Here is a 12,735-nt window from a genome sequence, read left to right as displayed (position 1 = left end):
GACCGATGATCGGACCAGTGCATGGGAAAGTGTGGCTGACGAGGGAAAATCCCGCCAATGGGCGGGATTCCGTTTATTTCGCCAGATGCTCTGTCACGAAGGCGGCAACGGTCTCGAGGACTTTCGGCTGCTGCTCCCGATGGGGAACATGGCCGCAGTTCTCGAGGATGCCCTGGGCGGAGGGCCCCTGAACCCCTTCGGCAATGCGCCGGGGAAACTCCAGGGTGCCGAACTCATCGTGGTCGCCGTGAAGGGCCAGAACCGGGCAGTGCACCTGCGGCAGGAAAGGCTCCAGGTTCCAGTGGTGGAAGCTGGAGTCCAGCCAGACCCCGGTCCAGGCCTCAAGCACCCAGCGGGCCTTGTCGCCATGGTAGCGAGCCAGTTTGTCCATTTGCCCGGGTTTCTCGAACTGGGCTTTCGCGGCGCGGATGCCGTCCAGGGTGTGTTCTTCCACAAAGGCCTGGGAGGCTTCGGTAATTACCAGTTCGCAGTCCCCAGCAAACCGGGTGGCAATGATGATCGCCATGGCGCCGCCGACGCTGTGGCCGAACAGCAGGAACCTGGTAAAGCCCAGGGCCTCCCTCAGGGCCGGAAAATAGATCTCCGCCTCTTCTTCGATAAAGCGTTGGGATGGCAGCCCCTCACGCGGGGAAGACTGGCCGAAACCCAGGCGATCGTAAGCAATCACCGGCCGTTCCAGCCGGCGCGCCAACGCCTCGGGAAAATCCCGCCAGAGCTTCACGCTACCGAGGGAATCGTGAAACAACACCATGGGCGCACGGTCTTCGGCCCCGGCGGGAGTCCAGGAGCGAACGAACAGCTCACCCCCGGGTACATCAACAAAACGGTCCTGAACGTTCAAGACAGGTTCTCCAGATTCATTCATTTTCTGGTCAAACGGGCGGAATGGCCGTAATCAGGCCACCAATTCCCGGAGATCAGCGAGAAAACGATCCACCTGGCCCTCGCTGGTGGACCAGGAGCACATCAGTCGGGCACAGCCGCCAATGAAGTTGTAGAAGCGCCAGCCCTTTGCCCGCAGTGCGGCCTGGACCGGTTCCGGCATCTCCACGAATACGCCGTTCACCTGTCTCGGGTAGCGAAGGCTCACCCCCGGCAACCCGGCCAGACCCTTGTCCAGTCGCGCGGCGCAGGCATTGGCGTGGCGGGCGTTGGCCAGCCAGACCTCGTTCTCCAGCAGCCCGCACCAGGGGGCGGAAATATACCGCATCTTGGAGGCCAGCTGCCCGGCCTGCTTGCAGCGCCACTCGAAGTCCTCGGCCAGGTCCCGGTTGAAGAACACCACGGCTTCACCGAGGGCCAGCCCGTTCTTGGTGCCGGAAAAACACAGTACATCCACGCCGGCTTTCCAGGTGATCTCGGAAGGGTGCACGTCCAGCGCCGCCACAGCATTGGCGAAGCGGGCACCATCCATGTGGATGTTCAGCCGGTGCTTGTCTGCCACGGCACGGATGGCTTTCAGTTCCTCCGGGGTATAGACCGTACCCACTTCCGTGGCCTGGGTCAGGCTCAGGGCCTTGGGTTTGGGGTAGTGGATGTCCGTGCGCTTGGTCACCAGGTGCTCGATGCTCTCCGGCGTCAGTTTGCCATCCAACCCTTCGCCAAGCAGGAGTTTGGCACCGTTGGAGGCGTATTCCGGGCCACCGCATTCGTCGGTTTCGATGTGCGCCAGCTCATGGCAGATCACACTGTGGAAGGACTGACCAATAGAGGCCAGGGCAAGGGAGTTGGCGGCAGTGCCGTTGAACACGAAATACACATCGCAGTCGGTATCGAACAGCGTGCGCAGGCCGTCCGCGGCTTTCTGGGTCCAGCTGTCCTCCCCGTAAGCGGGCTCGTCCATCCGGTTCGCCTGCTCCATGGCAGCCCAGGCCTGGGGGCAGACACCACTGTAGTTATCGCTGGCGAACTGTTCGGAATCGGACACGCTGAGTACTCCTGTCTCGGGGATTGGGATAACAGATTACCGTTTTTTGACAACTGACTTCGAGTTGACGTGTGTCATCGGTCGTTCAAGCTTATGGGATTCACTATAGGAATAGCCATTACCACAAAGGAGAAGTCAGCGTGACGGACTCGCAGAACCGAAAAGCCCCGAACCCCAGCCTGGATGCTCACATTCGCGCCCTGAAAGCGCGAGGGGTCAACCCGAACCCCGATGCCACCGCCACGCACCTGCACAACGGGATCGACACACCCCTGCCGCCGGCAGACCTGCACGGGACCTATGTCAATCACCGGCCGTTGCCCACCGAAGGCATCGAGGACCGCCGCGCCTACATCATCGGCAGCGGCATTGCCGGTATGGCGGCGGCCTTCTTCCTGATCCGCGACGGCCACATGCCGGCGGAGAACATCGTGTTTCTCGAAGAGGGGCCGATTGAAGGCGGCTCCCTGGACGGAGCCGGCAATGCCGAGGAGGGTTACATCGTCCGGGGTGGCCGTGAAATGGAGATGACCTACCAGAACTTCTGGGATGTGTTCTCCGAGATTCCGGCCCTGGAGATGCCCGAGCCGTTCACAGTGCTCGACGAGTACCGCCTGATCAACGATCCGGACAAGAACTGGTCAAAAGCCCGCCTGCTGGAAAAGCAGGGTCAGATCGGAGATTTCTCCACCATGGGTCTGAGCCGCAAGCAGCAGCTGGAGGTTATCCGTTTGCTGCTCGCCCGCAAGGAGGACCTGGACGACGTCACCGTCGAACATTGGTTCAGCGAGGGCTTCCTGGAGACCAATTTCTGGACCTTCTGGCGCACCATGTTCGCCTTCCAGAACTGGCATTCCGTGCTGGAAATGAAGCTGTACATGCACCGGTTCCTGCACCTTATGGACGGGCTCAATGACATGACCTCGCTGGTGTTCCCCCGCTACAACCAGTACGACAGCTTCGTCCGCCCGCTGATGAACTGGCTCAAAGAGCAGGGCGTGAAGATCCAGTACGACACCATCGTTTCGAACCTCAAACTGAGTACCAGGGGAGGGCACCGCACGGTTACCGGGATCGAGTGCGAGACCGGGCAGGGTGAAAAAACCATCCGGGTGCGCAAACGGGACCTGGTGTTCGTCACCACCGGCTCGATGACCGAGGATACCGCCTACGGTGACGATGACACTGCGCCGGTATTGAAGGACAAGAAGGAACCGGGCGAGGCTTCGGGCTGGCAGCTGTGGAAGAACCTGGCCAGCCAGTCCGAGGTGTTCGGCCGGCCCGAGAAGTTCTGTGGCAACGTGCCGCAATCCACTTGGGAATCGGTGACCCTGACCTGCAAGCCGTCACCCCTGATGGACAAGCTCAAGGAGCTCTCGGTGAACGACCCGTACTCCGGGTTCACGGCAACCGGCGGCATCATCACCTTCACCGACTCATCCTGGCTGATGAGCTTCACGTGCAATCGCCAACCGCATTTCCCCGATCAGCCGGATGACGTGATCGTGCTGTGGGTATATGCCCTGCTCATGGACAAGCCCGGCGATTACGTCAAAAAGCCCATGCCGGAATGCACCGGTCGGGAAGTGCTGACGGAATTCTGCTATCACCTCGGCCTGATCGATCAGGTGGACGACGTCATCGCGGCCACCAAAACCCGGATTGCCCTGATGCCCTACATCACCTCCCAGTTCATGCCGAGGGCCCAGGGCGACCGCCCCGAGATCGTTCCGGAAGGCTGCACCAACCTCGCCCTGATGGGGCAGTTCGTGGAAACCCCGAACGACGTGGTCTTCACCCTGGAAAGCTCGGTCCGGACGGCTCGAGTTGGCGTTTACAGCCTGCTGGAGATTCCCAAACAGGTGCCGGACATCTATCCCGGACAGTACGACATCCGCCGCCTGCTGCGCGCCACCCGCACCCTCAACAACGACGAACCCTTCCTCGGCGAGGGGCTGCTCAGGCGGGTATTGGGAGGGACCTACTTCCGGCACATCCTGCCACTGGGGCAGGATGAGGACAGCGGAGACGTGGAAAAACACGGCTTGTTCGAGCAACAGCTCAACTCAGTCCGGGACCTGCTTGGTGAGAGCCAAACCCTGAATGAAGCCAGGGACCGGATTCAGAGCGTGATTGAGAATATTCGCGGGCGTTTCTGACCTGTCTTCCCGGATGCGGCCCGGCAGAACCTGTGAGTTGAGGCCGGGGTCGCATCGGGAACAGGTTGGTTTCTCAGACGGCTGCAGCAGCCTTATGGCTGGGATGATGGCCGCTGACGTGCTTTAAAAATTCCATGGTCTCCTTCGAGGAGATGTGCTTGTCGCCGGCTTTTGAGACGTTTTCGGCACCGGTGAAAGACACAATATCCCCCATACTCACCATACCGCACAGCTGGTTGAACTGGTTGACAACAGGAAGGCGCCGTACCTCGCGCGCTTCCATCAACTGGAGGGCCTTGTTGATGTCTTCATCTGGCCCGCAACAGAACAATTCCCGATGGCTGGCAATATCCTCTGCGCGAAGCTCCCACAACGGTCTGGATTGAAGCGCAGCGCCCATGGCGATGTCCCGGTCGGTAACAATGCCCAGTGGATGTTCCTGATCATCCACCATCGGGATGGCGCCACAATCGTTGTTCCACATCATCATGGCGACGTCTTGCAGGGAAGTTTGTGGCGAGCAGCTCGCCACTTCGGTAACCATTACTTCGTTGACTTTCATTTCAATATCCTCCGTCCTGGGGATCGCATTTAAATGAATGCCGTCAGTAACACGCCCTTGCGACATCGGATCCTGCATACTTCCATGGGGTATCCGTCCTGAAGGCTGCACCAGGTCCTTTGAGGGAACGATGCCAAGCCCAATGTGTGCTCAGACCTGGCTGTTGTCCATGACCCAGGTCGAAGCGATTGGCCTCCGGATTTTCCGGTGCGTTAAGCTTAGTCTATTACTACCGGGGGTGGGTTCCATGAGTAACATTTTAAAGTTCGCAGAACAGAGCTGCGATGCCATCGATACGCCTTGCAGTGCCATCGAGACGATTTTGAAACCCCGTGTCGCGGACCTGGGCGGGTTCTCGGTACGCCGCTTGCTGCCTACCGCGAAGCGTAAAATGGTCGGCCCCTGGATCTTCTTTGATGAAATGGGGCCGGCGGAATTTCGTGCGGGGGAGGGCATCAATGTCCTCCCGCATCCGCACATCGGTATCGCCACCGTGACCTACCTGTTCGAAGGCGAGATACTGCACCGGGATTCCGTGGGCAGTTTCCAGCCGATCCGGCCCGGTGATATTAACCTGATGGTTGCCGGCCGCGGCATCGCTCATTCGGAAAGGGAACGCCCCGAAGTCACGGCGATAGACCACCAGTTGCACGGGTTGCAGTTGTGGCTGGCACTGCCGGAGGAACACGAGGAAACCGACCCGGCGTTCCATCATTACCCCAGCGACGACATCCCAGCAATTGATATCAACGGTGTACCGGTTCGGGTCATGATCGGCAGCGCCTATGGAGTATCCTCCCCGGTGCGCAGCTTCAGTGAAACCCTTTACCTGGAGGCCACCCTGAAGGCCGGCCAGAGTCTGGAGTTGCCCGATGCCCCTGAGCGGGCAGTGTATGTGGCGAGCGGGTCCCTCAAGGCCCATGGCTCTGAACTACCAACCCATAGCATGACTGTGTTTGCGCCGGAGCCTGGTGTTTGTATCACCGCTGCGGAAGACACCCGCATTGCCCTGATTTGTGGTGAGCCCGTGGGGCGGCGCTATATCGAGTGGAACTTCGTCTCCTCAAGTAAGGAGCGTATCGAGCAGGCAAAGGACGACTGGCGGGCAGGGCGGTTTGCGAAGGTTGTGGGGGACGAGGAGGAATTCATTCCCTACTAGCGCATGGCCGCAATTTTGTTCAATACCAGGAATGTCGTTCAGGGCAGACTTCGTCTGTAACCTGAACGGAGACCCTTTGAAATGAGCCTTTCACTGATTCTACCCATGTCGGCATTTGCCCTGGCCGCATCCATATCGCCGGGGCCAGTTAACCTGGTATGCCTCAGCAGTGGAACCCGTTACCCCGTCTCGCGGGGGCTGATCTTCGTAAGCGGTGCCACCATTGGTTTTATTGCGCTGTTCATCTCGGTTGGACTGGGACTTTATTCTCTCCTGACCCTGGTGCCGGCCTTTGAGGCATTGCTGAGATGGGCGGGGGTCGCCTTTCTGTTGTATCTGAGTGTGAAACTGGCCCTAGACAGCGGCCACTTGCCCGAGAGGGGAACTGACAAAGCGCCCGGTTTCGGGACAGGGGCGTTGATGCAGTGGCTCAATCCCAAGGCCTGGTTAGCCTCGGCATCCGGCATCGGCGCCTATACCAGCGCTAATGACTGGCCCCAGGTGCTGTTGTTCGCCTCGGTGTACCTGCCGATCTGCTGGCTCTCCCTGGCGTGCTGGGTCTATGCGGGGGCCTTTCTCCGGAAACAGGTTCAGCAGCCCGTGGTGTTGGCAACTGTAAACCGGGTGCTGGCTTTACTGCTGGCGGCGAGTTGCCTGTACCTTGTGATCGCCTGAGGCGCGCCGGTACTGGTTTGGGGTTGCCGCCATCAGCCGCTTGAAGGCACGCTGGAAGTGGGGTTGATCGGCAAAGCCAGCGTTAAGAGCTGCCTCGGCAATGGCGGTGCCATTCTTAAGTTCATGGCGGCCAAGTTGAACGCGACGGTTTACCAGGTAGGCATGGGGAGTGAGCCCGAAGTGTTGTTTGAACGCCCGGATCAGGTGGCCCGGGCTGAATCCGGACAGTTCGCACAGAGTGTCCAGCGAGACATCATCCGTTGCGTGGTCATCCAGATAGCGGGCCAGGCCGGTGAGAATCCCGGGCGTTTTTGGCGTTGTTGCGAGCGGTTGTCTCGCCAGCTCGTGCATCAGGTCTGACAGAAATTCCACGACCTTCGATTGTTTCTCAAGCAGCTCATGCCCTGGCTCCAGAAGGCATTGAGCCAGGCCGCAGTAGCGTTCGAACCAGATCGGGTCCGATATTGTTGCCGTCGATATGTCCTGCCAATGGGGTTCCTGGAGGAGCCCTGCGCGAAACCTCAGATCCGTCAGCCACCGGGTATCCACATACAACATCAGATAGGCCCAGGGCTGGTTGTCGATGGGGTTACAGGCGTGGACCCATTCGGGGTTCACCAGCACAAGGTCCCCGGCCTGGACCCGGTACTGATTATCCCGGTACTGAAAGGTACTTTTGCCCCCGGTGATGGCACCGATCGACCACTGGGTGTGGGTATGAGGTTCATAGCAAACCTCACGCCCGTCGCCTACCTTGCGGAGTTCCACATGGGGCAGACGATCGTCTCGCCAGAAAACTGGTTTGCTTTTACCGGTGGCTGTTGTCATCTGAGGTGGTGCTCGCAGTCAGCAAGAACACCGGAAAGCTCCGATCTTCTTTTTCGATGGCGCTGGCGGAGACTACCTCAACTCCAGAGAACCCGGCTTGCTCGGCAGCACGGGCGATTTCGTCCCGCTCAAAACCGAAATGGAAAACGCCGGTGTCTTCACTATGGAAGGTGCCATCTTCCTTGTCCAGATCGGAAATGGCGATAAAGCCACCCGGCTTCAGCAGTTCCCGGAAACGCCGGAACATGGCCTCAATATCCCTGACGTGATGCATGGTCATGGAGGAGATGATGCCGTCGAAACGCTCGTCGATGGACTGCTTTTCCAGGTCAATCTCCTTGATCTCCAGCTCACAGTTCAGTGAAGCCCGTTTTTCAGAGAGCTGGCGGTTCATGGAAGGGGAAATATCCACCGCCGTGATTTTCTTCACGTGAGGGGCGATCCGCTCCAGTAACAGCCCGGTGCCGGAGCCGAAATCCATCAGATGCATGGAGGGTTCGATATGCGCCTTCTCAAGGATGGTGTTGGCGATGTTGGAGACGTTATCGACGCGGTCGCGATTCTGCTCGTAAGTATCTGCCTTGTGGGCGAAGTAGTCTTTGCTCATGAATCTGGCCGTCTTTGGTTAGGGAAACTTACCCGATTATGCGGCGTCTGTGCTTGAGTTCAAGTTGGAATAAGGTAATTCCAGTTCTCCGGTCGCCAGCGCCCCGGCAATCGCCCGGTAACCCTTCTCACTCGGATGATAGCCATCACTGGCCAGCATCGAGGGGTCGTTAATGGTCGGGTAGGTCAGATAGCGGAATTCCTCCGGAGCCTGGTGCGCCAGTTCCTGGTACAGGCGATCCAGCTGCCGCGCCCGCCAACCCATGACATGCCTGAGGGGTGAGGGGAGTGCGGTAAACAAGTGCATTGGAGGTACGCTCAGAAGGTATAACGGCGCCGGGTAGCGTTGGGCGAGCAGGTTACGAAGGTCCAGCAGCTGCTTGCGGAACCGGAACCTCGGGGTGAATCCGGTGGTGTCGTTAACGCCCATGCTTAGCAACACCACATCAGCCTCCGGCAGGTCAGCATTTGCCAGCTTGTTATTGAGCTCGCCCAGACGAATGCCGTTCACTCCGAAGGTATGCCAGGCGATGGTCTGTCCGGAGCGTTCGTGCAACTGCAACGCCAGCTGGCTGGCGAAGCCCTGGTCATGGGTGGAGACACCCACGCCTGCGGCCGTGGATTCGCCGATAACCAGAACCCGGAACACCGGCGCCCCTTCGCCGTACTGGCCGCCTGGGGAGCCCTGGGCTTCCGGGAGCCGTGGCGTTTCCCGCCGGGCACGTTTGCCCTGGTACAGCAGTACCGGGAACAACAGTGCGGTGGTTAGCCAGAAGGGAAGGTGCATGGGTAAACCTCGATCAAGTAGCAAGCGCCTTCTCGATGGCCTGAGCGGCGTGGATTTCGGTGGTGTCGTAGAGGGCGACTGGCGTATCTTCCTGCTGGATCAGCAGGCCGATCTCGGTGCAGCCCAAGATCACCGCCTCCGCGCCCCGGTCTGCCAGGGAAGCGACGATTTCCAGGTAAGCCTGCTTTGACTCCTGGTTGATTGCACCCTGGCACAGCTCCTCATAGATGACCCGGTGAATCAATTCCCGTTCAGACTCGTTCGGAACGATGACACCTATCCCAGATTGTTCCAGACGCGCCCGGTAAAAGTCCTGCTCCATGGTAAACCGCGTTCCCAGCAGTCCCACACTGGAAACACCATCCCGTTTCAGGACTCCGGCAGTTGCATCGGCAATATGAAGCAGGGGAATACCGATGGCCTGTTCAATCTCCGGTGCCACCTTGTGCATGGTGTTGGTGCCAATCACCAGGAAATCCGCCCCGGCCTGTTCAAGCGCGCGAGCGGCCTGGGACAGAATGCGCGCAGTCTCTGCCCAGTTGCCCTGGTGCTGGAGCGCTTCGATCTCGGCAAAATCGACGCTGTAGAGAATGAGCTTTGCAGAGTGCAGCCCGCCCAGGCGCGCTTTCACACCCTCATTGAGTAGCCGATAGTAGGTCTGGGTTGATTCCCAGCTCATCCCGCCCAGCAGGCCAATCGTTTTCATACGGTCGAACCTGTAACTTTCACCGATTCATCTTCCTCGAGCTGAAGCTGATTATCATAAGCAGCCTGAAGGCCGGTTTCATCCTCTTCTTCGGACTCCTCATCAATAGAGCGCGGATAAAATGGCGACAGCATTGCCGCCAGAATGCCGATGGCGGCAAATATGGCAAAGGCATCGCCATAACCGAATTCATTCACCAGCATACCCACCACGGGCGAGCCGGTTGCCTGCCCGAGTGAGACCGCCATGAAGGGTAGAACCGGCCCCATGGACAGCCTGCCCGACAACAGGCGGATGCCGGTCATCAGATAGAGCCCAGTCAGGCTCATATAAGCCAGGCCGAAGACCAGCGCGGAGAATATCGCGATGGCCAGCTGATCGGGGCTGGCGGCCAGCAAGGCCAGGCTCGCAGCCAGCATCATCAGCATCAGGGCCTGGGTGATGGGCGGGTTGTTGCGATCTGCAAGGTCTGCCACCACGGCACCTCCGAGACCCGCAATGCCCACGGCCAGCCACAGCCAGCCGGTGGCGTCGGACGACAGGGCGCCCAGATTGACCACCAGATCCGGTGCGAAGATCCAGTAGGCGGCGGAAACAAAACCCATCACGAAAGCAAACAGCGCGAGCCGGAACAGGCGCGCCCACTGCAGAGCGCTGATCGGAGGCGGCGGCGCGGCGTTTGACGGCGTCACCCGAGATACCGAAGGAATGAAGAACCAGGTGGCCACCACCCCGATAGCGGCCAGGATGGCGAATGAAAGATACGCATAGCGCCAGGCGCCGGCCAGAAAAAGTACCGTGGGTACGGCAACGGCTACCCCAATGCTGGTGCCGGCGTTCATGACCGAACTCACACGGCCATGCAGCGAACGTTTCACCAGAGCCTGCATAGCGGCGGTAAGCGCCGGCATCATCAGGCCGGTACAGATGCCACAGGCGAAGACACCCACGCCGAGGGATAGTGCCCCGGTGGACTGGCTGATCAGTGCCAGCCCTGCGGTGCCGAAACCACCGGAAATCACCGCCGAAATGCGGGCGCCAAGTCGATCGGCAGCGTAGGGTGCGATCATCGTGGCAAACAGAAAACTGATGAGGGGCAGGGCGCCGATAATACCGATGACTTCTGCCGACAGCTCCAGCTCGGATCGGATCGGCGGCACAAACAAACCGAAGGCGAAGCGTGCGAGCCCATAGCTGATTGCGATCAGCGCAGCCCCGAAAATTGCAAATCCTGTACTCGAAGGAAACTTCATTCCGCCTCCGCCTTGTAGAAAAATTTCAGGCTTTCGGTCCGTTTCGGTTCCTGTCTGTACTAATAACCCGGACTGGCTTCACCTTGGTGAACCGGGCACCCCGAATGCGCTGGCCGACCTCGTATTTCAGGATGCGGATTCAGGCTTGATGATCAGAAGGTTAGCAGGATCACCATGATGGAGGACAACCTTCGCGTCCGAATTGCCGGCGGTAAACTCCAGGGCCTGGCCGGGCGCCAGATCGATATCGACCCGGCAAGCGTCACCACAGAACAGGCTGATCGAGAGCTTGTCGGTATGGGTGTTCTCAATGCTGGCGGACTCGCCGGCACTGATTCTTTCTCCAACATCGGGCTGATTATTCATTGGAAGTGAGCTCCCTGTGTGTATGGGAGACCAGACAAAAACCATTCTGCTGGTCACTCACTAGAAAATAGTACGAGTTGGTTCTCGCTGCTGCTATTACGATCAACTTTTATACAGGGTGAGATGTTCTATTACCGGTTTACCTTGTTGATCGTGCCGTGGCCCTGGCAACCAGCTTAGCTGCTCCTCGGCGCAAACATGATGATCGCCATACCCAACAGCGCGACGGCCGAGCCCAGGATGTCCCACCCGGTAGGCCGGATACCGTCAACCGCCCAGAGCCACAGTATCGCCATAAAGACGTAAACCCCGCCATAAGCCGCATACACCCGGCCAGCCGCCGTCGGATGCAGTGACAGTAACCAGGCGAAAAGTGCGAGGCTGAGGGCGCCGGGTACCAGTAGCCAGATGCTTTTGCCTTCGCGAAGCCAGAGATAGGGTAGGTAACAGCCGACGATCTCCGCCAGGGCGGTGACGACAAACAGACCGAGGGTTTTCAGTTCAGGCACTGGGTGGGGCTCCTGTTGATTGGCTGGCGGCTGTTAGCCGGATAGATCGATCAGTCTACTGACGGCGGCTGCGCCGGGTCCAGAGCACTCTGTGCCTAACGGGTCGGCCACAATGGCGGCCACTGGCTGTGCTTCCTGATGTACTGCTCAATCGGCTCACTGCGGTAACCGCTGTCATACCGCTGCTTCACACTGGAATGAACGAATGTACGGTTCCTGTCCGGCGCCGGTATTTCCCGGACGAGTTTGCCCAGCAGCTTGTATTTGCCCTTGTACTCGTTGTGCTGTTCAGCGGTGGGGTGGGTCCGGCTTGGCAGGTTGTTATTGAAAACCAGCTGGTGTTTTTCCGCCTCCTCCGCCATCCAGAGCAGGGGAATGTCGGCCAGGATCTGGTCCTGTTTGTCCGGGCCGTAGCCGCCGCCAACGTCGGAGTGCACGCCGGCAAACCACACCTGCTCAAGATCGGTTCCCGGTTTGGGCTCCCACAGGGTCGGCTCGAAGTCTTCCCGCTGTTCATCGAGAGAGAGCGCGTGCCGTGCCACCCGGACATTGCTGCCGATCTTGCGGTCGTAGAACAGGTCCTTGTCCTTGATCAGGCCAAAGAAGGTGAACGGCAGCCCCAGGGCGCCCACCGTGTCCCAAACGCCGACGAACCGGATGGGGGTGCGTTCCTCAAGGGAATATTTGCGCTTCCAGGCCATGGAGTGATCGTCATTGGGTTTGTATTTCTTGGTCTTGTAGAGCCTGAAGGCGCTCTCGATCAGGTAGGCGTTTTCCTTACGCAGGATGCTGCAGTTGTTGACCATCCCGCACAGGCTGCGGGCGGTGTAGGCGCCCCGGCTGAAGCCGAACAGAAAGATGTCATCGCCGGGCTCGTAGTTGTGCACCAGAAAGCGATAACCATCCATCACATTCTTTTCAAGCCCATAGCCCGTGGCCCCGGCGCGGATCTCATCGTGATAGGAGCCGATGCCCCAGTCGTAGAAAACCACCTGTTCCACCCCGTTGCCATCTGCAGGCCGAATGGCCCGGGCAAACTGCAACACATTGGTGGGGAAGTCCTCGCCAATGTTCTCCTCCGGCCGGTTCCAGGTGCCGTCAAAGCAGATCGCGATGCGTTTCATGGGGGTGACCTCCTGTCATCCACTTCCCTGTTTTGCGGGGCTGTTATCCCGTT

At 59.3% G+C, this 12,735-nt stretch carries 14 protein-coding genes; 3 read left to right on the top strand and 11 right to left on the bottom strand.

Features of this window, described 5'->3' with window-relative positions:
* Positions 1 to 73: 73 nt before the first annotated feature.
* Positions 74 to 862 carry an alpha/beta fold hydrolase gene (locus BM254_RS10130; protein WP_245777423.1) on the bottom strand — a complete coding sequence of 263 codons (789 nt, stop codon included), beginning with the start codon at positions 860 to 862 and terminating at the stop codon, positions 74 to 76.
* 54 nt (positions 863 to 916) lie between these two features.
* Positions 917 to 1,948, bottom strand: coding sequence for a threonine aldolase family protein (locus BM254_RS10125; RefSeq protein ID WP_092002673.1), 1,032 nt, complete (start codon positions 1,946 to 1,948; stop codon positions 917 to 919).
* Positions 1,949 to 2,088: 140 nt separating this feature from the next.
* Here BM254_RS10125 and BM254_RS10120 point away from each other — a divergent pair, with 140 nt between their 5' ends.
* A complete protein-coding gene (locus BM254_RS10120; RefSeq protein WP_175497251.1) occupies positions 2,089 to 4,107 on the top strand; it encodes an oleate hydratase in 2,019 nt (672 codons plus the stop codon).
* A gap of 73 nt (positions 4,108 to 4,180) precedes the next feature.
* Here the strand turns inward: BM254_RS10120 and BM254_RS10115 are convergent, their stop codons facing one another.
* On the bottom strand, positions 4,181 to 4,747 hold the full coding sequence (locus tag BM254_RS10115; protein ID WP_092002671.1) for a CBS domain-containing protein: 567 nt from the start codon (positions 4,745 to 4,747) through the stop codon (positions 4,181 to 4,183).
* A 169-nt stretch (positions 4,748 to 4,916) separates the two neighbouring features.
* On the opposite strand from BM254_RS10115, the gene BM254_RS10110 reads away from it, so the two are divergent.
* Positions 4,917 to 5,828, top strand: coding sequence for a pirin family protein (locus BM254_RS10110; RefSeq protein WP_092002668.1), 912 nt, complete (start codon positions 4,917 to 4,919; stop codon positions 5,826 to 5,828).
* Positions 5,829 to 5,909: 81 nt separating this feature from the next.
* A complete protein-coding gene (locus BM254_RS10105; RefSeq protein WP_092002665.1) occupies positions 5,910 to 6,503 on the top strand; it encodes a LysE family translocator in 594 nt (197 codons plus the stop codon).
* On the opposite strand, the gene BM254_RS10100 is transcribed toward BM254_RS10105, so the two are convergent.
* The 8 genes from BM254_RS10100 to BM254_RS10065 form a co-directional block, all read right to left on the bottom strand.
* On the bottom strand, positions 6,462 to 7,331 hold the full coding sequence (locus BM254_RS10100; protein WP_092002662.1) for an AraC family transcriptional regulator: 870 nt from the start codon (positions 7,329 to 7,331) through the stop codon (positions 6,462 to 6,464). The genes BM254_RS10105 and BM254_RS10100 overlap by 42 nt on opposite strands.
* Positions 7,312 to 7,938 (bottom strand): class I SAM-dependent DNA methyltransferase, encoded by a 627-nt coding sequence (locus BM254_RS10095; protein ID WP_092002656.1) that lies wholly within the window; start codon positions 7,936 to 7,938, stop codon positions 7,312 to 7,314. The genes BM254_RS10100 and BM254_RS10095 overlap by 20 nt, the downstream gene beginning before the upstream one ends.
* A gap of 36 nt (positions 7,939 to 7,974) precedes the next feature.
* Complete coding sequence (locus BM254_RS10090) at positions 7,975 to 8,724, bottom strand: SGNH/GDSL hydrolase family protein (protein ID WP_092002653.1); 750 nt, start codon at positions 8,722 to 8,724, stop codon at positions 7,975 to 7,977.
* A gap of 13 nt (positions 8,725 to 8,737) precedes the next feature.
* Positions 8,738 to 9,430, bottom strand: a complete 693-nt coding sequence (locus BM254_RS10085) for an aspartate/glutamate racemase family protein (protein WP_092002650.1) — start codon at positions 9,428 to 9,430, stop codon at positions 8,738 to 8,740.
* Positions 9,427 to 10,683, bottom strand: coding sequence for an MFS transporter (locus tag BM254_RS10080; RefSeq protein WP_092002648.1), 1,257 nt, complete (start codon positions 10,681 to 10,683; stop codon positions 9,427 to 9,429). The genes BM254_RS10085 and BM254_RS10080 overlap by 4 nt, the downstream gene beginning before the upstream one ends.
* A 126-nt stretch (positions 10,684 to 10,809) precedes the next feature.
* Positions 10,810 to 11,049 (bottom strand): hypothetical protein, encoded by a 240-nt coding sequence (locus BM254_RS10075; RefSeq protein WP_092002646.1) that lies wholly within the window; start codon positions 11,047 to 11,049, stop codon positions 10,810 to 10,812.
* A gap of 176 nt (positions 11,050 to 11,225) precedes the next feature.
* Complete coding sequence (locus tag BM254_RS10070) at positions 11,226 to 11,558, bottom strand: YnfA family protein (RefSeq protein WP_092002643.1); 333 nt, start codon at positions 11,556 to 11,558, stop codon at positions 11,226 to 11,228.
* A 95-nt stretch (positions 11,559 to 11,653) separates the two neighbouring features.
* A complete protein-coding gene (locus BM254_RS10065) occupies positions 11,654 to 12,682 on the bottom strand; it encodes a DUF2235 domain-containing protein (protein ID WP_092002641.1) in 1,029 nt (342 codons plus the stop codon).
* Positions 12,683 to 12,735: the final 53 nt, after the last annotated feature.

This window comes from Marinobacter pelagius, assembly GCF_900114925.1.
GTDB classification, from domain to species: Bacteria; Pseudomonadota; Gammaproteobacteria; order Pseudomonadales; family Oleiphilaceae; genus Marinobacter; species Marinobacter pelagius.
Note: the sequence above shows the minus strand (reverse complement) of the source record. Positions and strands in the feature narration are given on the sequence as shown.

Excerpts from the sequence above, each read along its gene's own strand:
- BM254_RS10065 (WP_092002641.1), bottom strand. The coding sequence starts at position 12,682 with ATGAAACGCATCGCGATCTGCTTTGACGGCACCTGGAACCGGCCGGAG.
- BM254_RS10075 (WP_092002646.1), bottom strand. The coding sequence starts at position 11,049 with ATGAATAATCAGCCCGATGTTGGAGAAAGAATCAGTGCCGGCGAGTCC.
- BM254_RS10090 (WP_092002653.1), bottom strand. The coding sequence starts at position 8,724 with ATGCACCTTCCCTTCTGGCTAACCACCGCACTGTTGTTCCCGGTACTG.
- BM254_RS10100 (WP_092002662.1), bottom strand. The coding sequence starts at position 7,331 with ATGACAACAGCCACCGGTAAAAGCAAACCAGTTTTCTGGCGAGACGAT.
- BM254_RS10105 (WP_092002665.1), top strand. The coding sequence starts at position 5,910 with ATGAGCCTTTCACTGATTCTACCCATGTCGGCATTTGCCCTGGCCGCA.
- BM254_RS10085 (WP_092002650.1), bottom strand. The coding sequence starts at position 9,430 with ATGAAAACGATTGGCCTGCTGGGCGGGATGAGCTGGGAATCAACCCAG.
- BM254_RS10095 (WP_092002656.1), bottom strand. The coding sequence starts at position 7,938 with ATGAGCAAAGACTACTTCGCCCACAAGGCAGATACTTACGAGCAGAAT.
- BM254_RS10080 (WP_092002648.1), bottom strand. The coding sequence starts at position 10,683 with ATGAAGTTTCCTTCGAGTACAGGATTTGCAATTTTCGGGGCTGCGCTG.
- BM254_RS10115 (WP_092002671.1), bottom strand. The coding sequence starts at position 4,747 with ATGCAGGATCCGATGTCGCAAGGGCGTGTTACTGACGGCATTCATTTA.
- BM254_RS10110 (WP_092002668.1), top strand. The coding sequence starts at position 4,917 with ATGAGTAACATTTTAAAGTTCGCAGAACAGAGCTGCGATGCCATCGAT.